The sequence below is a fragment of the Streptomyces sp. NPDC094448 genome (assembly GCF_044763775.1).
In the GTDB taxonomy this organism is placed as follows: domain Bacteria; phylum Actinomycetota; class Actinomycetes; order Streptomycetales; family Streptomycetaceae; genus Streptomyces.
The window spans coordinates 166,515-186,957 of record NZ_JBIWGU010000012.1 but is presented as its reverse complement, the minus strand read 5'-3'; the positions used below and the strand labels follow the sequence as shown (position 1 = coordinate 186,957).

At 74.2% G+C, this 20,443-nt stretch carries 13 protein-coding genes; 7 read left to right on the top strand and 6 right to left on the bottom strand.

Annotated elements, in window-relative coordinates:
- Window positions 1–266 precede the first annotated feature (266 nt).
- A complete protein-coding gene (locus ACIQ9E_RS23915) occupies window positions 267–3,428 on the bottom strand; it encodes an AMP-binding protein (RefSeq protein WP_403710145.1) in 3,162 nt (1,053 codons plus the stop codon).
- Window positions 3,429–3,896: 468 nt separating this feature from the next.
- Between ACIQ9E_RS23915 and ACIQ9E_RS23910 the strand changes: the two genes are divergently transcribed.
- A complete protein-coding gene (locus ACIQ9E_RS23910) occupies window positions 3,897–4,940 on the top strand; it encodes a polysaccharide deacetylase family protein (protein WP_403710143.1) in 1,044 nt (347 codons plus the stop codon).
- An 85-nt stretch (window positions 4,941–5,025) separates the two neighbouring features.
- Here ACIQ9E_RS23910 and ACIQ9E_RS23905 read toward each other — a convergent pair whose 3' ends face one another.
- Genes ACIQ9E_RS23905 through ACIQ9E_RS23895 form a run of 3 tightly spaced genes read right to left on the bottom strand, consistent with a single transcriptional unit; the run spans window position 5,026 to window position 8,107 of the window.
- Complete coding sequence (locus ACIQ9E_RS23905) at window positions 5,026–6,471, bottom strand: helix-turn-helix domain-containing protein (RefSeq protein ID WP_403710141.1); 1,446 nt, start codon at window positions 6,469–6,471, stop codon at window positions 5,026–5,028.
- Window positions 6,468–7,265 (bottom strand): SAM-dependent methyltransferase, encoded by a 798-nt coding sequence (locus ACIQ9E_RS23900; protein WP_403710139.1) that lies wholly within the window; start codon window positions 7,263–7,265, stop codon window positions 6,468–6,470. Before ACIQ9E_RS23900 ends, ACIQ9E_RS23905 begins: the two co-directional genes overlap by 4 nt.
- Complete coding sequence (locus tag ACIQ9E_RS23895; protein WP_403710137.1) at window positions 7,262–8,107, bottom strand: helix-turn-helix domain-containing protein; 846 nt, start codon at window positions 8,105–8,107, stop codon at window positions 7,262–7,264. The genes ACIQ9E_RS23900 and ACIQ9E_RS23895 overlap by 4 nt, the downstream gene beginning before the upstream one ends.
- Before the next feature lie 586 nt (window positions 8,108–8,693).
- Between ACIQ9E_RS23895 and ACIQ9E_RS23890 the strand changes: the two genes are divergently transcribed.
- The 3 genes from ACIQ9E_RS23890 to ACIQ9E_RS23880 all read left to right on the top strand — a co-directional run bounded on the left by ACIQ9E_RS23890 (window position 8,694) and on the right by ACIQ9E_RS23880 (window position 12,578).
- Window positions 8,694–9,179, top strand: coding sequence for a transglycosylase SLT domain-containing protein (locus ACIQ9E_RS23890; RefSeq protein WP_403710135.1), 486 nt, complete (start codon window positions 8,694–8,696; stop codon window positions 9,177–9,179).
- A gap of 555 nt (window positions 9,180–9,734) precedes the next feature.
- Complete coding sequence (locus tag ACIQ9E_RS23885) at window positions 9,735–10,970, top strand: S8 family peptidase (protein ID WP_403710133.1); 1,236 nt, start codon at window positions 9,735–9,737, stop codon at window positions 10,968–10,970.
- 279 nt (window positions 10,971–11,249) lie between these two features.
- Complete coding sequence (locus ACIQ9E_RS23880; RefSeq protein WP_403710131.1) at window positions 11,250–12,578, top strand: glycosyl hydrolase family 28-related protein; 1,329 nt, start codon at window positions 11,250–11,252, stop codon at window positions 12,576–12,578.
- Window positions 12,579–12,662: 84 nt separating this feature from the next.
- Here ACIQ9E_RS23880 and ACIQ9E_RS23875 read toward each other — a convergent pair whose 3' ends face one another.
- Complete coding sequence (locus tag ACIQ9E_RS23875; protein WP_403710129.1) at window positions 12,663–16,070, bottom strand: BTAD domain-containing putative transcriptional regulator; 3,408 nt, start codon at window positions 16,068–16,070, stop codon at window positions 12,663–12,665.
- A gap of 251 nt (window positions 16,071–16,321) precedes the next feature.
- Here ACIQ9E_RS23875 and ACIQ9E_RS23870 point away from each other — a divergent pair, with 251 nt between their 5' ends.
- From ACIQ9E_RS23870 to ACIQ9E_RS23860, 3 genes are read left to right on the top strand one after another with little or no spacing between them, the layout of a single operon-like run.
- Window positions 16,322–17,071 carry an SDR family NAD(P)-dependent oxidoreductase gene (locus tag ACIQ9E_RS23870; RefSeq protein ID WP_403710127.1) on the top strand — a complete coding sequence of 250 codons (750 nt, stop codon included), beginning with the start codon at window positions 16,322–16,324 and terminating at the stop codon, window positions 17,069–17,071.
- Window positions 17,061–17,735, top strand: a complete 675-nt coding sequence (locus ACIQ9E_RS23865; RefSeq protein ID WP_403710125.1) for an NAD(P)H oxidoreductase — start codon at window positions 17,061–17,063, stop codon at window positions 17,733–17,735. The genes ACIQ9E_RS23870 and ACIQ9E_RS23865 overlap by 11 nt, the downstream gene beginning before the upstream one ends.
- Window positions 17,732–19,306 (top strand): MFS transporter, encoded by a 1,575-nt coding sequence (locus tag ACIQ9E_RS23860; RefSeq protein WP_403710123.1) that lies wholly within the window; start codon window positions 17,732–17,734, stop codon window positions 19,304–19,306. Before ACIQ9E_RS23865 ends, ACIQ9E_RS23860 begins: the two co-directional genes overlap by 4 nt.
- On the opposite strand, the gene ACIQ9E_RS23855 is transcribed toward ACIQ9E_RS23860, so the two are convergent.
- Entirely contained in the window at window positions 19,209–20,420 is a 1,212-nt protein-coding gene (locus ACIQ9E_RS23855) for a hypothetical protein (RefSeq protein ID WP_403710121.1), read from the bottom strand. The two genes, ACIQ9E_RS23860 and ACIQ9E_RS23855, sit on opposite strands and share 98 nt — an antisense overlap.
- Window positions 20,421–20,443 lie beyond the last annotated feature (23 nt).

Here is a 20,443-nt window from a genome sequence, read left to right as displayed (position 1 = left end):
GGAGCAGTACGGAACCGGACGGGGGTGCGGGAACGGAGCCCGGCCTTCCCGGGCGGGGGCGCCGGCGGCTGCCGGCCGGGTGGGTCCGGTCACCGGCACGGCGTGCCGCGGCCGGGGCCCGGCGGCGGGTTCGGGAGGACGGGCCGGATCCGGCGCCACTGGCGGATCCGGGACGTCGTGCGGGAGGTGCGCGGTGGAACGGAGGTGCGGTGCTGCCGGATGGCGGCGGAGTGCGGTGGTACCGGGTGCGGGTGTGAAAGGGGGGGTTACGCGCCCGCGTCGGACAGCGCGGTCGTGAACTCCTCGGCCAGGGCGGCGATCACGGTCGTGTCGAAGGCGAGCGCGTTGTACTGGATCCAGCAGTGCAGCGCGCCGTCCGGCTGCTCCACCGCCGTCAGTTCGGGTACGCCGAGGTCGCCGCCGGGCAGCGGCCACGGCACGGTGGTGCCGCGCGGCAGCTCCCAGGGCTCGCAGAGCAGGCCCGGGAGATGGGCGTCGGCGGCCCAGTTCTCGTACCGCAGCCAGGCGGGGAAGGCCACCACCGACGGTTTGAACTCGGCGTACGGATACATCTGGTGGTCCAGCGCGCCGGTCGCCGCCCGCCGGACCCGCTCCGCCAGCTCGGCGAAGCCGGGGCCGCCGGAACAGTCCACCCGCAGCAGCAGCGACTGCACCAGACAGCCCACGGCCCGCTCCGCCTCCGGGCGGATCCGGCCCGGCACCGGGGTCATCAGCACCAGATCGGACTGCCCGCTGCGGTCCGCCAGCAGCCCGCTCCAGAGCGCGGCGACGGCCATGAACGGGGTCACGCCCAGCTCCCCGGCCCGTTTGCGCAGCCGGTCGGCCGGACCGGCGCCGACGGTGAACGGGCGGGCGACGGTGTGCACCTGGTCGACCGCGCGGCGGCCCGGGAACGGGTCGACGGCGGACGGGGCGCCGGCCAGGGCGGCGGCGAAGTGCCGCCGCCCGGCGGCCCAGCGGTCGTTCGCCCAGCGCACCAGTTCCCCGTACGGCAGGGGCTGCTCGGGGAGCCTCGGGGCGCGGCCGCGGCGCAGGGCGTCGTAGACGAGCCCCAGCTCGTGCAGGAGCACACCGACCGACCAGCCGTCGGCGACCATGTGGTGGACCGCCAGCAGGACGATGTGGTCGTCCGGGGCGCGGGTCACCACCAGCAGCCGGGCCGTCGGATCGGCCGCCAGATCGGTGAGCCGGTCCCGCTCGGCGATCAGCAGCCCGTTCACCTCGTCGTCGCTCGCGCCCGGGACCGGACGGAATGTGATCCGCGCGTTCGGCTCCCGGTCCAGGACGGTCCGCACCAGCCCGGGTACGGGGCCGGGGACGGGTACGAAGCGGGTGCGCAGCGCCGGATGGCGCCGGACGAGTTCGGTGAGGGACCGGCCGAGGGCTTCGGTGTCCAGCCGGTCGGTGACCCGGAAGAGCGCGGTGACGGCTCCCACGTCCCGGCCGGACTCCTCCGCCGTCCAGTCGAGGAAGTTCTCCTGCTGGCTGGTGAGCGGGATCTCGTGGGCCTGCTCCCGCAGCGCGCGGAGATAGGCCGGGATCGCCGGCCCTTGCGCTCCCTCGCCACCGGCTGCTGCGGCGGGGGCGCCGGGGGTTGCGGCCGTCTCGTCCAGCCACGCGGCCTGCGCCCGCAGCGAAGGCCGCCCGAAGACCAGCGCCGCACCCGCCTCCACCCCGAACCGTCCGGAGACGGCCGCGGCGAGCTGCACGGCACGGAAGGAGTCGCCGCCGAGGGCGAAGAACTCGTCGGCGACGGTCCGCACCGGGCGGCCCAGCACCTCGTGCCAGAGCCCGGCGAGCCGGATCTCGGTCTCCGTACGCGGCTCCGGTGCGGACGGCTCCGTGTCCCCGGGGGCGCCGGGCGTCGCGAACAGCTCCCGGAGCCGGTACTTGACGACCTTGCCCGTGGCGTTGCGCGGCAGATCGTCCGCGAGCAGGATCCTCACCGGAAGCTCCGTACGGGCCAGTCTGCCGCTCAGGAACAGCCGCAGCCCGTCGAGGTCGACACCGTCCGCCGCGGGCACCACCACGGCCACCGGCACGGAGCCCATCACCGGGTGCGGCACACCGAGCGCCGCCGCGTCGGCGACGCCCGGGTGTTCGTGCAGGGCGTCTTCGATCCGGAGCGTGGAGACCTTCAGCGCACCCGACTTGATGACGTCGCTCTCGCGGTCGACGAGATGCAGATAGCCATCCGCGTCCAGCCGGCCGAGGTCTCCCATCCGTACCCAGCCGTCCCGGAACACCCCGGCCGAAGCGGCGGCGTCACCGACGTAGCCGCGCTGCGGACCGGGCTGCCGCAGCCATACCTCGCCGGTCCCCCCGGCCGCTGCCTCGGCGCCGTCCGCATCGAGGATCCGCAGCTCGCCGGGGCTCGCGGGGCGGCCCACCGAACCCGCCCTGGCCGGGTCGACCACCATGGACACCTGGGCGGGCGAGGACTCGGCCGAGGTGTAGACATTGACCACCGTTGCCCCGGGCAGCTCTTCGGTCAGCCGCCGGGCGACGGGCGCGGGCAGTGCCGCGGCCGACGAGCTGAACAGCAGCACACCGGAGAAGTCACGGCGGCGGATCACCCCGGAGTTCAGCAGTTCGATCGCCATCGACGGAACGGCGAAGACGGTGCCGGCGCGCAGCTCCTCGACCGCGCGGCCGAACTCCTCGGCGTCGAAACGCGGCAGCGCCACGACGGACGGAGCCCCGGTGAGGGCGGTCATCACCATCATCTGGCCCGCGTTGGTGCCGATCGGGAAGGCGTGCAGGGCATGCCGGGAGTGGGCGTACGGACGGGGGCGCGGATTCAGGAGCTGACCGGCCGTCAGGCTCGCATGGGGGGCCATAACGCCCTTGGAGCGACCGGTCGTTCCGGAGGTGCCCACGACCTGGGCGGGATCCCCGGGTGCCGGGCGGTGCGGAGCCTCCCCGGCGGATCCGGCGGCCTCGGCCGCGTCCAGGGTGTGGTCCGTGACCCCGGGCAGGGCGGGCAGAACGGACCCCCGCAGTAACGCGACGGCTCCGCACAGGCCGGTGAGCCGCAGCGCCTCGGAGTCGGTCGCGTCGGCGCGGAGCGGCAGCCCGGCAGCGCCTGCGTAGTGGAGCGCGAGGAACGCGACCGCGTACCGCTCCCACTCGTCCTCGGTGAACCGCAGGGCCACCAGATCACCGGGCCGCACCCCGGCGTCCGCCAGCCCCCGGGCGGCCCGAACGGCCCGATCGCGCCAGGAGCCGTAGCTCAGGATGCCCCCGCCGACGACCTGGATCGCGATCGCGTCGGGCTGTTTCGCGGCCCGGGCGTCGAGCAGATCCGGGACGGTGAGCGGAGCGGGCGGTGCGTTGATGATGCCCTCCAAGTTCGTTGACCTGCGCGGGAGTTCACTCGGCAGGTGCGGTGACACGGAGACGGTCATGGGCATAGCGCGCGGTTGTCGCCTTGGGTATGGTCTGGACCATTGGCGGGGTACGGCGAAGGATAGCGCGCCACTGTCGTACTTGTGTCGCAATGATGGAGAGTTCGTGGACATCGGTGGGGATCGGGTGCGGAGGCGGTGATCCCGCAAGCCTCGGTCCCTGAGAAGAAATCCCTCGTCAGAGTGGGTGCACCAAGAGCACACGCAGCAAGCCGGAGCGGCTGAAGTTTCTCCGGCCGCACCGCTTCCGCGTACCTGTCCTTTTTCGGACACCGGAACGTTTCATCGGGTCCGCCGACCCCGACTGCGCCGGATGCCGTACGTCCCGTATGCCCCCGGTATCGGCGGCCGGTACGCCTCCGGTGGGGTCCGGCCGTATCCGCCCCCTTCCGTCCGGCCCGCCCGGACCCCCGACCGACCCGACCCGGGGCGCACCGCCGTTCCCGGGCCAGCCAGGAGGAAGTACAGATGCAGTACGCGGGAATCGCCTGGACCGCCGACGGCTACGAGGTCGAGATCGTCGACGACTCGGGGGAGCGGTCCCAGGCCCCCACGCGCTGGGGCGCCGAGCGGGTGGCCGGGCTGACGGACTGGCTGGAGCGGACCGGCCGGGAGGCGGGGGAGCCGCTCGCGGTCGTGGTCGAAAGCACCAACGGGCTGGTCGACGGGTTGTTCACGGCCGCCGGTCTCGACGTCCACCGTGCCGACCCCTGGGAACTGCCCGAGCGGCCCGACTTCGGCTCCGTACCCGCGCTGTCCCTGGCCGACCGGGCGAGACGCGGCCTGACCGGGCTCTCCCCGCTGACCGCCGAGGGCGGCGGGCAGACGGGCCGGGACGACGACTACCACGACGGCATCCGGCGCAGCGCCGGCGCCGAGGCCGAACTGACCCGGGCGGGGCGCTGCTTCCGGCACGGTCCGCGCGACCGCCGGGAGATCGCCCTCACCTTCGACGACGGCCCGGACCCCGCGCACACCCGGGAGGTCCTCGGCCTCCTCGCCCGCTACGGCGTCCACGCCACCTTCTTCTGCGTCGGTCTGCATGTGAACGCCCTCCCCGACGAGGTGCGGCGGATCGTCGACGCCGGCCACAGCCTCGGCAACCACACCTGGTCCCACCCCTTCCTGCCGGATCTCACCGCCCGGCAGTTCCGGCTCCAGATCGACCGGACCGCCGATGCCTTCGACCGGGCGGTGGGCACCGTACCCACGGTCTTCCGCCCGCCCTACGGCTGCCGCACCCCCGAGATGCTGAGCGAACTCCTGGCCGGCGGACCCGCGCTGGCGCTCTGGGACGTCGACTCGTGGGACTGGGCCCGGCCGGGCCCCGAGAAGATCACCCGGACCGTGCTCGACCATGTGCGGCCCGGTTCCATGATCCTGATGCACGACGGCGGCGGCGACCGCCGCCAGAGCGTCCGCGCCCTGCCCGCGGTACTCGAAGGGCTGCTGGAGCGGGACTACCGCTTCGTCTCCGCCGGCACCCTCGCACCCCGGGCCGCTACCCGCTGACGACACCGGCAACGCACACGGTGCCGATCCGGCAATGCGGCGGGGGCGCCCGGCTCCGACCGGGCGCCCCCGCCGCCCGCCCGTATCACTGCTGCGGTGCCCGATAGGTACGGCCGCCCCGCCGCGGCAACCCCGACGGTACGTCGTCCGGACCCGCCACCGTCTCGACAGCCAGGTGCAGTTGCGTCCGTACGGTCACCGACGCCGGGTCGAGGCGCAGAAGTTCACCGCATTCGGCCAGCCAGTTGCCCAGCGTCGTGCGGTGCACCCCGAGTTCGGCGGCGGCGGGAGCCGTACGGCCGTGGTGCCCCAGCCAGTGGCGCAGGGCGATCCGGAGCCGGGCGTCGAGCGGAGCCAGCAGGGCCGCGGCCCAGTCGCGGGCCTCCTCGGCGGTCAGCAGGGCGGCGGGGAGCGCGGGCACCGCCACCGGCCGCAGCGCCGCGGACGGGGCCGGGCCGGCGGACGCCCTTACCGCCAGCAGCAGTTGGGCCGCGATCGTGGGGTGCCCGAGATCGGCCCCGAGCAGCGGACCGATCTCGCGCAGCCTGGCGCGGACCGTGCCCTCCGACAGACCGACGGCCGGGGCGGCTGCCTGGGCCGATCCCGTACGCAGCCGGGCGGCGAGGATCCTGCGCCGCTCCCGGTCGAGGGGCCGGAGGACCGCCGCCGACCAGACGGCGAGCCGGCCGGCGGGCACGACCCGGAGCAGATCGTGCTCGCCCAGGCCCGTCGCCGCCGCCAGCCGGCCGCCCGCCGGGGCGGGATGCGCCCGGCCGGCCTCGGCCCAGGCCGCCGGGACCAGGTCCAGCGCCACCGGCGGCGCCGCGCCGCCCGCCAGCCGGTACTGCTCCGCGATCCGGGTGACCACAGCGTGCGCGGGATGCGGGTCACCGGGAGTTTCGTGGAGCGCGAGGACCGTCAGCTCGGTGTCCTCCGCGCAGACCAGGACCCGGGTGCGCTCGACGCCCGGCCGGAGCGCGCGCCACAGCGCCTGGTGCGCGGTGCGGGCGGTGGTCCCGGTGAGACGGTAGACCGTGGCATGGGTGGCGTCCGTACCGCCGAGGACGTCGAGAGCCGCCCGGTGCCGGCCGTCCCGCAGCAGCCGCAGCACCGCACGGTGCAGCCGCTGTTCGGCCGCCCGGGTCTCGTCCGCCCGCCGGGCCTGGACCCGCAGCAGATCCGTGACGGTCGCGGCGATCAGCTCCGTACGCTCGGCCGGGGTACCGCGGCCGGGGCAGACCACCAGCACCGCCCCGGCCACCGGGCGGACCGTCAGATGCGGATGGGCGCGGGGGTGCGCCGCGCCCCGGACCCCCGAGGGCGCCGCACTGCCGGGTGTGCTGTGCACCGCGCCCGCCAGGGGATCCACCAGCACGGCCCAGCCGCCGGTCAGCGCCGCGGCCTCGGCGATCAGCAGCGCCGAGGAATGGGCGGCCGCATGGATCAGCCGCCGTACCGCCGTACGCTCCTGCGGTCCCTCGGCCGGGACCGGAGGGACGGGCCCCGGCCGCCCCGCACCGCCTGCGGTCATGGGATGCGCGCCACGCCGCCCCAGCCGGCGCGCTCGGTCAGCCGGCCGGTGGTGGCATCGGGCCGCCAGTCGGGCCAGCAGACGAATCCGGGGTCGACGGGCTCCAGCCCGTCGAAGAAGGCCCGGGTGACCTCCGGTTCGCGGAAGATGTACGGGATCGCCCCGGAGCTGTTGTACGCGTCCTGCACCCGGCGGTGCTCCTCGTCCGACGCGGTCGAGTGGCTGAGCGACAGATAGCTTCCCGCGGGCAGCCGGTCCACCAGCCGGCGCACCAGCCCCAGGGCGTCGGGCCACTCCACGATATGACCCAGGACATCGTTGATCACCAGGGCGACGGGCCGGGACAGATCCAGCGTCCGGGCGGCGCCCGCCAGGACGGCGTCCGTATCGCGCATATCCGCCAGGACGTAGTCCATCGCCCCCTCGCTGGTGCTCCGGCCCATCGCGTGGACGTGCAGCAGCACCAGCGGATCGTGGTCGACGTAGACCACCCGGGAATCGGGCGCGATCCGCTGGGCCACCTCGTGGGTGTTGTTGGCGGTCGGCAGCCCGGCGCCGACGTCGAGGAACTGCCGGATCCCGGCCTCGCGGGCCAGCCAGGTGACCGTACGGACCAGGAAGCCCCGCGACTCCTGGGCGAAGGGTTCGATCAGCGGGTACTTCTCCCGATAGGCGTCGCCCGCCGCCTTGTCCGCGTCGAACCAGTCCTTTCCGCCCAGCCAGTAGTTCCACACCCGGGCGCTGTGGGCGACGGATGTGTCGATCCGCGGGGGCTGTTCGGTCGGTTCGCTCATACCAGTGCCTCTTTCGACGTGTCGGGATGGAGCGCGGTGGCGCAGGAGTAGTCGAGCAGCCGACGGTAGGTCACCACGGCCGGATCGGCCTTCCAGACGTCGGCGGTGCCGGGGAGCCCGCCCTCGCGGACCACATGGTCGGGGATCCCCGGCACCTCGACCCGGAAGAACGTCAGCGCGGGAATCCCGGTCAGGGCGTGCGGCGGCCGGTCGAGCGGATGGACCTGGAGCGTCACGTCCGGCTGGTCGGCGGCGACCCGCAGGGCCGCGAGCTGTTCGGCCATCACCCCGGTGCCGCCGACCTGCGTCCGGAGCGCGGCGGCCGTCATCAGCACCCAGACCCGGGTCCGCTGCTCCCGCAGCCTCTCCCGGCGCTCGACCAGCAGCTCGGCCCGCCGGTCCCGCTGGGCGGGGGAGAGATCGGGGCGCAGGACGTCGTCGACGGCGCGCGCGTACGCCGGAGTGCGCAGCAGGGCGGGCACCAGCGCCGGATCCCAGCTCCGGACGATCCGGGCCGCCGACTCCACACTCATCAGATCCAACTGCCAGGGGTCCATGACGGCTCTCCAGGGATGCCACCATCCGGGCCGGTTGGCGGCGGACAGCTGTCCGAGGATCTCCCGGGTCTCGGCCGGGGTCGCGCCGTAGGCCGTCAGCAGGGTGCGGACCTGCCCGTCGTCCAGGGAGGTCTGCGCCTGCTCGATCCGGCGGACCGTCGCGGAATGGGCCCCGAGGGCTCGGGCCGCCTGCTCCCGGGAGAGCCCCGCGGCCTCGCGCAGCACCGTGAGCCGGGTGGCCAGCACCAGGTGCGCCACGGTCCGGCCGGAACGCTCCCGGGCCATCCGCACCTCCTTGTCGACACTTCCCGCAATCTGCGGCCAGTGCATACCTTGTCGCTTGCAATCTACGCGCACAAGGCTTTGTATGGCCACGTTCACGCTGTCGGGAAACGGGCCGCAGGCCCGGCCGTGAGCAGGTGAGCGGAGCCGAGGGGCCCTACGGGGGTGGGTCCCTCGGCTTGTTCCGTACCCGGACCGGCGGCGAGACGGCTGCACGCTGCCGGGGCCGATGCGCTCCGTCGGGTACGCCGGCCCCGTGCCGCGGGGTGCGGGCCGCGAGACGGGCCCCGAACACCCCCTAGGGGCATTCCGGACATGTCGCTGAATATTCCTCATATCGCCTGGGCGTTTTGTTCTGGGACGTACATCACATACGACGACTCTTAGTGGTTTTCGGCCGCTGTGGTCTCCCTGTGTTTCCCCGCGGCTGCGATGCGGCGCCCGGCGCCGGGGGTTCCTCCACTATCCGGGTTAGCAGTGAGCGCGTTGCTAGCGCTCCCCGTCACCGCTAAGAATCTGCCCACGCCGCCACCGGAGCGCTCCGCTCCCGTCCCCGTGTGCGGCCTCCCCATCCGAAGGGCTCCCCGGTATGTCCGTACTCAGCACGCGCACCACCCGGCCCCGCCGCCGGGCCCGGGCCGGAGGGCTCGCCGCCGCCGGTGCCCTGGCCGTCACGCTCGCCCTCGCCGTTCCCGGCACCGCCTCCGCCGCCTCCGCCCCCGCGGCGGCACCGCAGGCCGCTCCCGCCGCCTATGCCGGCACCCTCAACGGCTGGATCATCGAGGCGCTCGACGTGATGCGCCTCAACAGCATCCCCGGTACCTACGAGGGGCTGCACCGCAACATCATGCGCGAGTCCAGCGGCAACCCGCTGGCCGTCAACAACTGGGACATCAACGCGGTCAACGGCACCCCGTCCAAGGGGCTGCTCCAGGTGATCGACCCGACGTTCCGCGCCTACTGGGTCCCGGGCACCCCGAACGACCCCTTCCACCCGGTCGCCAACATCGTCGCCGCCGCCAACTACGCGGCCGACCGCTACGGCTCCATCGACAACGTCTTCGGCCCCTACTGAGCCGGAGGCCCGGACCGGCCGCCGCCGGGGGTGCGCACCGATGCGCGCCCCCGGCGACGGCCCGTCCGGCCCCGGAAGGGCCACGGCTCCGGACCGCGCCGCTCATCCGGCGCTCCGGACGCCGCACCCGGCCGCATGCTGCGCGGTTCCCGGCGCCGGGCCCGCCGTCTCCCCGGCCCCGACGCGTCCCCGGGGGGTGCGGTGTCCACCCCCGGCGCACGGGCCGGGCACCCCGGCGGAGCCGACGGCGGAGGCGCCGTACGAAAACGCCATACGCCTGTAACACTCCGCCACCGGCGGCCCCTCGTACGCCTGTCTGCCTGCGCCGATCGTCCGCGCGGCGCAGGTCCCGGCGCGCTCTTCCCGTGTGGTGCCCGGGAGTTCGGGGCGGTCCCCTCTTGTGCAATCGCCGTCGTCGCGTCAGGGTGTGGTGCTGACGGCAGGAGTTGACATGTTCCTGACCGTCTCTGGGTGTGTGACACATCCGTGGAGCCGCACAACGATCCACCCGCACCACCCCCCACCAGCGCACCACCGATGAGGAGGATCCCTCTGATGGCAGTGACGCAGTATCACGGCCGACGTGACAGCGGCCGTTCCCGGCGGACTTTCTCCCCCCTCGGCGCCGCCCTCGCGGCCGCCCTGACCCTCGGTTTCGTGACCGCGCTCCCCGCAACCGCGGCACCCGAACCGCGTGAGGGCAGGATCGTCGACGCCGGAGCGCCCACCGCGGTCAAGGACAGCTACATCGTCACCCTCCGCGACAGCCAGGTCCGTTCGGGCTCCGCCGAGGGCCGTGCGCTCGCGAAGCAGTACGGCGCGGTCGTCAAGCGCACCTACACCAAGGCCATCAACGGTTACGCGGTCAACCTCTCCGAACGGCAGGCGAAGAGACTGGCCGCCGACCCCCGGGTGGCGTCCGTCGCCCAGGACCAGACCGTCAGCATCCAGGCCACCCAGATCAACCCGCCCTCATGGGGTCTCGACCGGATCGACCAGCCGAGGCTGCCGCTCGACCAGCGCTACACCTATCCGGACTCGGCCGGCGCGGGCGTCAGCGCCTACATCATCGACACCGGGGTCCGGATCTCGCACAGCGACTTCGGCGGCCGGGCCGTCAACGGCTACGACGCCGTGGACAACGACAACGTCGCCCAGGACGGCAACGGCCACGGCACGCATGTCGCCGGTACGGTCGCAGGCACCTCCTACGGTGTCGCCAAGCGCGCCCGGATCGTCGCCGTACGGGTGCTCAACAACGCCGGGTCCGGCACCATCGCGGGCGTCGTCGCAGGCGTCGACTGGGTCGCCCGCAACGCCGTCAGGCCCGCCGTGGCGAACCTGAGCCTCGGCGGCGGGGCGAACACCACCATCGACAACGCCGTCCGCGGAGCCATCAACGCCGGAGTGACCGTCGCAGTCGCCGCGGGCAACAGCAACCTCGACGCGATCAACTTCTCCCCGGCACGCGTCGGCGAGGCGCTGACGGTCGGCTCGACGACCAACACGGACGCCCGCTCCGGCTTCTCCAACTACGGCGCGATACTCGACCTCTTCGCGCCCGGCACCAACATCACCTCCGCCTGGAACACCAGTGACACGGCGGTCAACACCATCTCGGGCACGTCGATGGCCGCGCCGCATGTCGCGGGCGCCGCTGCGCTCCACCTCGGCAACAACCCGACCGCGCCGCCCGCGCAGGTCGGCTCCGCCCTGGTGGCGGCGGCCACTCCCGGTGTGGTCGTCAACCCGGGTCCGGGCTCGCCCAACCGGCTGCTGCGGGTGAACTGACCCGGCGCAACCCGCGGGTGAACCGGCCCGCGACCACGGCCGCCCGCCGGTCCTCCGGGACCCCGGCCGGCCACCGCCCCACCCGAACGCGACGGCCGGAGGCACCCGCCTCCGGCCGTCGCCGTCCGGGCCGGGCCATCACGGGATACCTGTTGCTCTGCTCCGGCCGTATCGGATGATCATGCACGGGAGGCCGGCCGGTCCGGCGCGCGCCGCCCGCACGGGCCCGCCCACGGCCGGCCCGCGCACCGCCGACACGGACCCGGAGGAGAACGACAGATGTCTCAGCACCAACGGATGGACCCCCGCGGCCGGGACAGCGGGCTCAGCCGCCGAGCGGCACTGCTCGCCGGGACCGCCGCCGCTGCCGTCCCTGCGGTCGCCCTGGGCACGGGCACCGCACACGCCGCGAACTCCGCCGGGACGGCCGGGGCCCCCGGCAGCGGGCGCGGCTGGATCGACGTGACCGAGGCACCGTACAACGCACTGGGCAACGATGCCGCCGACGACGGGCCCGCGCTCCAGGCGGCCTTCGACGCCGCGGAGGAGGGCGACACGGTCTATCTGCCGCGCGGGAAGTACAAGACGAAGCAGACCCTGGTCCTCTCCACGGCCAATGTCACCGTCCGCGGCGCCCACGCGGGCCGGTGGCCCTACGAAACCGCGGCGCCCTCCTGCATCAAGCCCTTCTCCGGCCAGTTCACCGGCGATGTCCTGATTCACATACCGGACAAGGAGAAGGGCGTCCCCGGCCGCACCGCGCTCACCGCCGACCCCGACGGCATCCGGCTGGTCGACCTGGCGTTCAACGGAGTCTCCGCGCCGGGAGTCGGCGGACTCCTCGCCGAAGGCGTCGTCCGCGACCTGCGGATCGACCGCTGCACCTTCTGGCAGTTCTACGGGCACGCCGTCCACACCAGGCCCCATGTCCGCGCCGACGGCAACACCTACTTCGCCAAGGGCTGGCGGCTCAACGAGGTCACCTGCTGGAATATCAAGGACGCCGACGCGGCCACCCCCAGCCACGGCTTCCACCTGGACAGCCTCACCGACGCGCAGCTGACCGACTGTCTGGCCGGCGAGTGCAACACGGGCTACTACCATGTCGCCCCCGGCGACACCACGTACACCAACTGCCGCAGCGTCTTCAATCGTCTCCACGGCTTCCGCCTCCAGCGCTACAGCGACGGCATCGTCTACAACGCCTGCTCCACCGACCGCAACGGCGGCGACGGCTGGCACCTGACCGCCAAGGGCGCCGCCAACCGGCCCGTGCTCTTCTCCGGCTGCTACGCCCGCCGCGACGGACGTCACGGCAGCACCGCCGACAAGGCCGCCGGTCTGCGGGTCCTGGGCGAGGCGACCGCCCCCCACCCGCCGGTGATCATCAGCGGCTTCGTCGCCGTCACCGGAAAGAACGACCGCGGCAGCAGCGGGACCGACCGGGTCTCCCCGGACTACGGCATCCGCATCGGCCACGCACCCGTCGTCACCGTCAGCGGCGGCTTCCTGGAAGGGACCGTGGCGGGGTTCGTCAACGACACCCCCGCCACCGCCAACCCGGTCGTGCTCGACCCCTCCGTCGTCGTCCGGCGAGCCCAGGCCTGAGCCGGGAGCCCGGGGCCCGGGCCGGGGTCGCGGCACGGGCCCGGACCCCGGGCCCGGCGGCACTGCCGCCGGGCCCGGGGCGGTTCAGACCGGCACCCCGGCCGCCGCGAGCGCCGCCTCCGGGGCCAGCCGGGCGCCGCGCGCGAACGCCGCCGCGAACACCGCGCCCCCCAGCGCGGGCCGTACGGCCGCCGTCACCCGGTCGACATCCCCCCGCTCGGCGGACGCCAGCGGCGCACCCGTCGCCGTCCGGGCCGCGTCCGCGCAGCCCAGCAGCAGGGCCGCGGGCTCGCCCCGGCCCGCAGCCGCCAACGCGTCCGCGAACCCCTCCAGGGCCAGCGCCACCGCCCGCGGATCGCGCGTCGACACCGCCGCCGCATACCCCTCCGACTGGAGCCGGAGCGCTTTCCCGGCGTCGCCCGCCCCTGCCGCCAGAAACCCCAGCTCGGCCAGGATCAGGGCATTGCCCCCCTCAAGACCCACCTCACGGTGCCAGTCCAGGACCTCCCGCAAATGGCGCTCCGCTGCCTCCGTATCCCCCTCGCGGCGGGCCCCGAGCCCCAGCCCGATCAGCGCGTTGATCTCGCCCGAGCGGAAGTCCAGCGCCGTCGAAGCCCGCAGGGCCCGCTCGTGGTGGTCCCGGGCCGCCGCGAAGTCACCGGCGAGCAGGGCGATCCGGCCCAGCCCCGACAGCAGCTCCGGGATCTGCGTCGAAAGACCGAACCGCTCCGCCGTGGCCAGCCCTTCCTCACGCAGCCGCCGGGCCGTCGCATAGTCCCCGTGGATCTCGGCGACCGCCGTGAGAGGGAAGACCACCCACAGTTTTCCGCACGCGTCGCCCTCCCCGTCGAAGAGTTCCGCGGCCCGCTGCGCGTCCGCACGGGCGTCCGCCAGCCCGCCCCGCAGGAGTCTCTGGGCCGCCCGGTCGGCCAGCGCCGCTGCCTCGCCCCACCGGTCGCCCAACCGCCGGAAGCCGTCGATGGCCGGTCCGGTGAGAGCCTCACCGGCCGCGACATCACCCGTACCGTGCAGCGCATGTCCGAGCAGCCAGCGCGCTCGGGTCAGCTCCGCGCCCGGCGCGGCTGCACCGTCCGCCGCGGGCCCCGGGTCCGGGCCGCGGTCCGCCACGGCAGCCGCGGCCTCGGTCTCCGCCAGCGCCGCGGCGATCAGCGCCGCCCGGTTCCCGCTGTCCCCGGCCATCACGGTCACCGCGACCCCGGCGACCAGCGCCCGCGCCCGCAGCTTTGGCGCCCCGCCCGGCAGCTCCCGGACCGCTGCCAGTGTTCTGCGGGCCTCCGCGAGCCGGCCCCGCAGCACCCAGTACCAGGTCAGCGCGGTGGCGATGCGCAGCGCCCGGTCGCTGTCGCCGCACGCCCCCGCGGTCTCGACGGCCCAGCGGAGATTGGCGTGCTCCGCATCCAGCGCGGTCAGCTGCTCCCACTGTCCGGAGCCGCGCAGCCGGGGCGCGGCCGATTCGGCGAGCCGGACGTCGTAGTCCAGATGCCGGGTCCGTACGGCGGCCAGCTCACCTGCGTCCCGGAGACGTTCCAGGCAGTACGCGGCCACCGACTCCAGCAGCCGGTAACGCTCACCGTCGCCCACCACCTGCACCAGCGACCTGTCCACCAGTCCGGCCAGCAGGTCGAGGACGTCCTCCGCGTCGATCCCGTCGCCCGTGCACACCGCCTCGGCGGCCTCCAGCGTGTATCCGTCCGCATGCGGGGACAGCCGCCGCAGTACCACCCGCTCCGGTCCGCTCAGCAGCCCCCAGCTCCAGTCGATCATCGCCCGGAGGGTCTGCTGCCGGGCCGGGGCGTCCCGGCGGCCCGCGCGCAGTACCCGGAAGCGGTCGTCGAGCAGCGCCGGAAGCCGGTGTACTCCCAGCGCTGTGACCCGGGCCGCCGCCAGCTCCAGCGCCAGCGGCAGCCCGTCCAGCCTGCGGGCCACGGCGGCCACCGCTGCCCGGTTGCCGTCGTCGAGCCGGAAACCGGGACTCCGGGCCGCGGCCCGTTCCACGAACAGCCGTACCGCCGCGTCCGGGTCCAGCGGAGGGACCGGCCACAGCGTCTCCGGGGCCAGCGCCAGCGGTTCCTGACTCGTCGTGAGGACCACCAGCCCCGGGGCGCGCCGCAGCAGCAGTTCGACCAGTGCCGCCGCCCGGTCCACCACATGCTCGCAGTTGTCGAGCAGCAGCAGCATCCGCCTGCCGCTCAGCGCGGCCGCCAGTCTCCCGGCGGCGGGCCCCGGGCTCCGTACCCCCCACACTCCGTCGTCGCGCAGCCCCAGCCCCGCCGCCACCGCCTCCGCGAGTTCGCCGCCTGCGCCCGCCAGCTCCACCAGCCGCACCCCGTCGGGGAACCGGTCCGCGAGCCGGTCCGCCACGGCCAGCGCGAGCCGGGTCTTGCCGACCCCGCCCGGACCGGTGAGCGTCACCAGCCGCCGGGACGCCAGCAGTCCGGCCACCTCCGCCACCGCGGCCTCCCGCCCGACCAACTGCCCGACCGGGGCGAGCGCCCGGCCCGGGCCGGTGGCCGCCGCCGGTTCCGTCCGTACCTCCGGCACCGCGGTCCGGGGGGCGTCGAGCGCCGGATCCTGCCGCAGCATCGCGGTGTGCAGCGCGACCAGCCCGGGGCCCGGATCGACCCCCAGTCGGTCCGCGAGCACCCGGCGCAGTGACGCATAGCCGTCCAGCGCCTCCGCCTGCCGCCCGCTCGCGTACAGGGCCCGCAGCCGGACCGCGTGCAGCCGCTCGCGCAGCGGGTGGGCGGCCACCGGCCCGGCCAGTTCCGCCGCCAGCGCCGCATGGTCCCCGAGCGCCAGCCGCGCTTCCGCCCGGTCCTCCACGACGACCAGCCGCTCCTCCTCCCAGCGGGCCGCCGTGGCGCGCGCGAACGGCTCTTCGGCGAAGTCCGCGAAGGCCGGTCCGCGCCATACCGCGAGCGCCCGGGCCAGGAGCCCGGCGCGTACCGCGGGGTCGGGGGTGCGGCGGGCACGGGCCGCCAGGGTCCGGAACACCGAGGCGTCCAGGGCGCCTTCACCCGGGACGAGTTGATAGCCGGGGGCCCGGGAGACCAGCAGGGCGCGTCCGCCGGGCACGGCTTCCTCCAGCACGCGGCGCAGTTGCGAGGCCTTCGCCTGGAGCGCCCGCTGAGGATTGCCCGGGGTTTCGTCGCCCCACAGATCGTCGATCAGCCGATGGGCCGCGACGGGCCGCCCCGGTTCGACGAGCAGTGCGGCGAGGAGGGTGCGGACCTTCAGCTCGGGCACCCGTACGGCCCCGTCCCGGGTCCATACGGTGACCGCGCCGAGGATCCCGAAGCCGATGCCCTCGAACGCGATGCCCTCGGGACCGTTGCCCTCGAACGCGATGCCCTCGGAGCCGACGCCCTCGGGACCGCCGTCGAACCCCGTACCACCGGACGCGAGGCCCGGGGACGCCACGGCCCCCGGTCCGCCCGCCGCTTCGCCGTCCCGGCCGCCTTCCCCGTACACCTGCCGTCACCTTCTCCCGTATCGCCCGGACCCCGGCCACCGCCGCTGCCCTCGGCACCCTGCCACACGCCCCGCCATCACGCCCGCCCCGAACCCCCGGACAACTCCGCCGCGAACCCCGCCCGAACAGCCCCCGAACACTTCCCGAGCCGGACCCGAACACCCGCGGCGCACTCTCGTCATCAGCAGCCGGCCGCACCGGGCGGACGGCCCGCAGAACCTCGGCGAACCTCAGGGAAGAGGACGACATCATGCAGCGTTTCCACGGAAAGACCGCGCTCGTCACCGGTTCCGGCCGGGGCATCGGCCGGGCCATCGCCCTGCGCCTGGCCTCCGAAGGCGCCCGGGTCGGCATCCACTACGCGGCCGACGAGGTCTCCGCCGCGAAGACCCTCGCCGACGTCGAGGCGGCGGGCGGCAGCGGCTTCACCCTCCGCACCGAACTCGGCGTCCCCGGCGACGCGGACGCCCTGTGGGCCGCCTTCGACGAGCACGCCGACGGCGCCGACATCCTCGTCAACAACGCGGGCATCGCCGGGGCGGGCACCATCGACCAGGTCACCGAGGCCGACTACGACCGGGTCTTCGCCGTCAACGCCAAGGCCCCGTTCTTCATCGTCCAGAAGGGCCTGAGCAGGCTCCGCGACGGCGGCCGGATCATCAACATCTCCTCCGGTGTCACCAAGGTCGCCTTCCCCGGAATGACGGCCTACGCCGCCGCCAAGGGCGCCGTCGAGGTGCTCACACTCACCCTGGCGCAGACCCTCGGCTCCCGCGGTATCACGGTCAACGCCGTTTCCCCGGGCACCATCGAGACCGATATCCACCCGTGGATGGCCGACGCCGGGGCCAAGGCCGCGGCCGCCGCCTTCTCCGTCTTCAACCGGGTGGGGCAGCCCGAGGACGTCGCGGACGCGGTGGCCTTCCTGGCCTCCTCCGACGGCCGCTGGGTCACCGGCCAGAACCTCGACGTGAGCGGAGGTTCGGGCCTTGGCATCTGACCGCGGGGCCGGCGCGCCCCGGCACACCCTCCTCGTCGTCGCCCACCCGCGGGCGGACTCCCTCACCGCGCGCACCGCCGCCCGGCTGCGGGACCGGCTCACCGGGAACGGCGCCACCGTCGACCTCCTCGACCTCCGCGAGGAGGGCTTCGACCCCCGGCTCACCCCCGCCGACGAACCCGACTGGGAGAACCGCGACAAACGGTACTCGCCCGAGGTGCGGGCCCATATGGACCGGATCGCCGCCGCCGACGACATCGTGGTCGTCTTCCCGGTCTGGTGGTACTCGGTACCGGCCGTCCTCAAAGGATGGATCGACCGGGTGTGGAACTACGGCTTCGCGTACGGCCGGTCCAGGCCCCGGCTCGCCGGAAAGCGGATGGTCTGGCTGGGGCTCGCCGGAGCCGGGGCGGCGGACTACGCCGACAGCGGCCTGGGCGCCGCCCTCGACCTCCAGTTGCGGGTCGGGATCTCCCGCTTCTGCGGTATCGAGGACGCCACCGTCCGCCTCGTCCACGGCACCGAACTCTCCGGAATCCCGGCACACCAGCGCCCCGCGCGCGTCCTCGCCCTCCTCGCGCAGGCGGAGGCGGCCGTGATCCCCCCGTCCGGCCCGTATCCCCGACCCCGTCCCGACCACCACGGAACGAAGGCCTCCGTATGAGCCCCGCAACCGTGCCCGCCGGGGGCGTCCGCCGCCCCTGGCTGGGCCTCGCCGTCCTGCTGCTGCCCGTCACCCTGATGACCGCCGACCTCGGCGTCCTCTGGCTGGCCACGCCCTTCCTCGCGGGCGACCTCCGGCCGACCGGCGGCGAACTCCTCTGGATCACCGATGTCTACGGCTTCCTCACCGCCGGAACCCTCGTTGTGATGGGCACCCTGGGCGACCGCATCGGCCGCCGCAGACTGCTCCTGTACGGCTCCGCGGGATTCGCCGCCGCCTCCCTGCTCGCCGCCTATGCCACCAGCCCCCTGATGCTGATCCTGGCCCGGGCCCTGCTGGGTGTCGCCGGTGCCGCGGTCCTCCCCTCCACCCTCGCCCTGATCAGTCATATGTTCACCGACGCCCGGCAGCGGGCCACGGCCATCGCCATGTGGGTGACCGCGCTGTCGGTGGGCCTGGCCGCCGGGCCGGTCATCGGCGGTGTGCTGCTCGACCACTGGTGGTGGGGGTCCGTCTTCCTCATCGGGATACCCGTGATGGTGCCGGTCCTGCTGCTGGCCCGGGTGCTGCTGCCCGAGTACCGCGACCCGGACGCCGGACGGCTCGACCTGGTGAGCGTGGCCCTGTTCCTTCTTGCCGTCCTCCCGCTGATCTATGCCGTCAAGGATGCTGCCGGGCAGGGACCCGGCGCCGGAACGGCGTTCGCGTCGGCCGTCGGGGCCGCCTTCGCGGTGGCGTTCGCCCGCCGCCAGAACCGGCTCGCCCGTCCGCTCCTGGAACTGCGGCTGTTCCGCGACCGCGCCTTCGCCGGTGCGCTGCTGGCGCTGCTGCTGGGGATGACCGCCCTGAACGGCGTCGAGTACCTGGTGCCGCAGTACCTCCAGTCCGTCGGGGGACTCTCACCGCTCGCCGCCGGGCTCTGGCTGATCCCCGGGGCGGCCGGGCTGGTCCTGGGCTCCCAGCTCACCCCCGTACTGGCCGCCCGGTTCCGCCCGGCCCTGGTCATCGTCGGCGGACTGGTGGTGGCCCTCGGCGGCTACACCGTCCTCGCCGTCGCCGAGGGGGTCCTCCCGGTCTCCCTCGGTCTCACCGTCGTCATGTTCGGGGTGGCCCCGATCAGCGTCCTCGGCACCGGACTCGCCGTGGGCGCGGCGCCCCCGGAGAAGGCGGGCGCGGCGGCCGCCACCGGCCAGACGGCGTACGACCTCGGTCTCGCCCTGGGCATCGCGGTCACCGGCAGCGTGGCGACGGCCGTCTACCGGGCCCGGATGCCCGGGGGCGCCCCCGACGAGGCCCGCGACACCCTCGGCGCCGCGCTGGCCCTGGCCGAGCGGATGCCCGGCGGCGATGCCCTGGCCGCCACCGCCAAGGCGGCGTTCACCAGCGGCCTCCAGGGGGCTTCGGTCCTCAGCGCCGGATTCGCCCTGGTCACCGCGGGACTGGTCGCGGTGCTGCTACGGCATGTCCCGCCGGTCAGCGCCGGACGGCCCGATCCCGCGGAACCACCGGCTCGAAAGGATCCGCCGCTCCCGTCCAGCGATGCAGCACCGCGCGTCCCTTCTGGAGTGTGACGCCGTCCGAGCTTGCCGCGCTTTTCGCGCTTTCCGTCCCCGTCTCGGCGACGTAGTGGGTCCCGTCGCCGACGGGGACGAGGCCGTACTGGCCGCCGCCCCGCCGACCGTGGATCCCGCTGGGGGGATGGAGCAGCCCCGTCGGCTCCAGCCGCAGCAGATTGCCCGGCCTGGGAACGGCCTGACCGCGGATCAGCCCCGGACGGGCGGGGACGGCGCCGTCGACGACGAAGAGGGTGTAGTTCGGGAAGGCCGGCTTCTTCCCCTGGTAGACCGCCAGCAGCCAGTTCCGGGTCGCCGGGTCCCAGGCCAGGTTCTGCACCCCGTACGTGGTATTGCCGGTATGGACGAAATAGCGGCCGCTGTACGAGGCCGGACCGCTGCGATGCGGCTCGGCTCCGCCCGGCGGCCGCTCGTAGCGGGCCCAGTCGGCGGTGTCGTACTGGAGCAGGATCTGGTGGTCGTTGTCCGACCGGGCCGTGTTGGAGTAGATCCCGTAGGCCACGGTCAGCCGCAGGCCGTCGCCCGGTCCGAGGGCGGGACCGAAGGCGACCCCGTCGATACCGCTCGTCCCGTACCGGTGGTCGGGCGTATTGCCGGTATTGCCGTCGAAGACCCCGTCGCCGTTCATATCGGCGGTGTAGTCGTCGGCGACCTGCTGGAGATGGACGGTCGTCATCACCCCGGAGGTCCGGGCGTCCATATCCATCCGGGTGATCCGGTCGGGATCGAAGACGGCGATGTAGAACGCGTTCCCCGCCTTGTGCTCCAGGGACCCGTACACCCGCCCGTCGCCGGGGTGGAGGTCGAGATCCCCCAGATGGCCGGGGACACCGGTGACCGACCCGATCGGCCGCCCCCGGAGATCCGTTCTCACCAGCCGGTCGGTGTACGAGAAGTACATCGAGCCGCGGGCCCGGTCCAGGGCCATCCCCTGGAGATGACCGGACCGCCAGGCACCGCCGTCGATCACCGCGGGCAGCGGCTGCGCCCGCCCGGCCGGGACGGCGGCCGGTCCCAGGTCTCCCGCCGTACCCCGGCCGGTCAGCAGCGCCGAGGTGAGGACGGTGACGGCCAGCAGGGCGGGGAGCCGCAAGCGTACGGACAGCCGCATGAATCCTCCGGAATCGTGGCTCG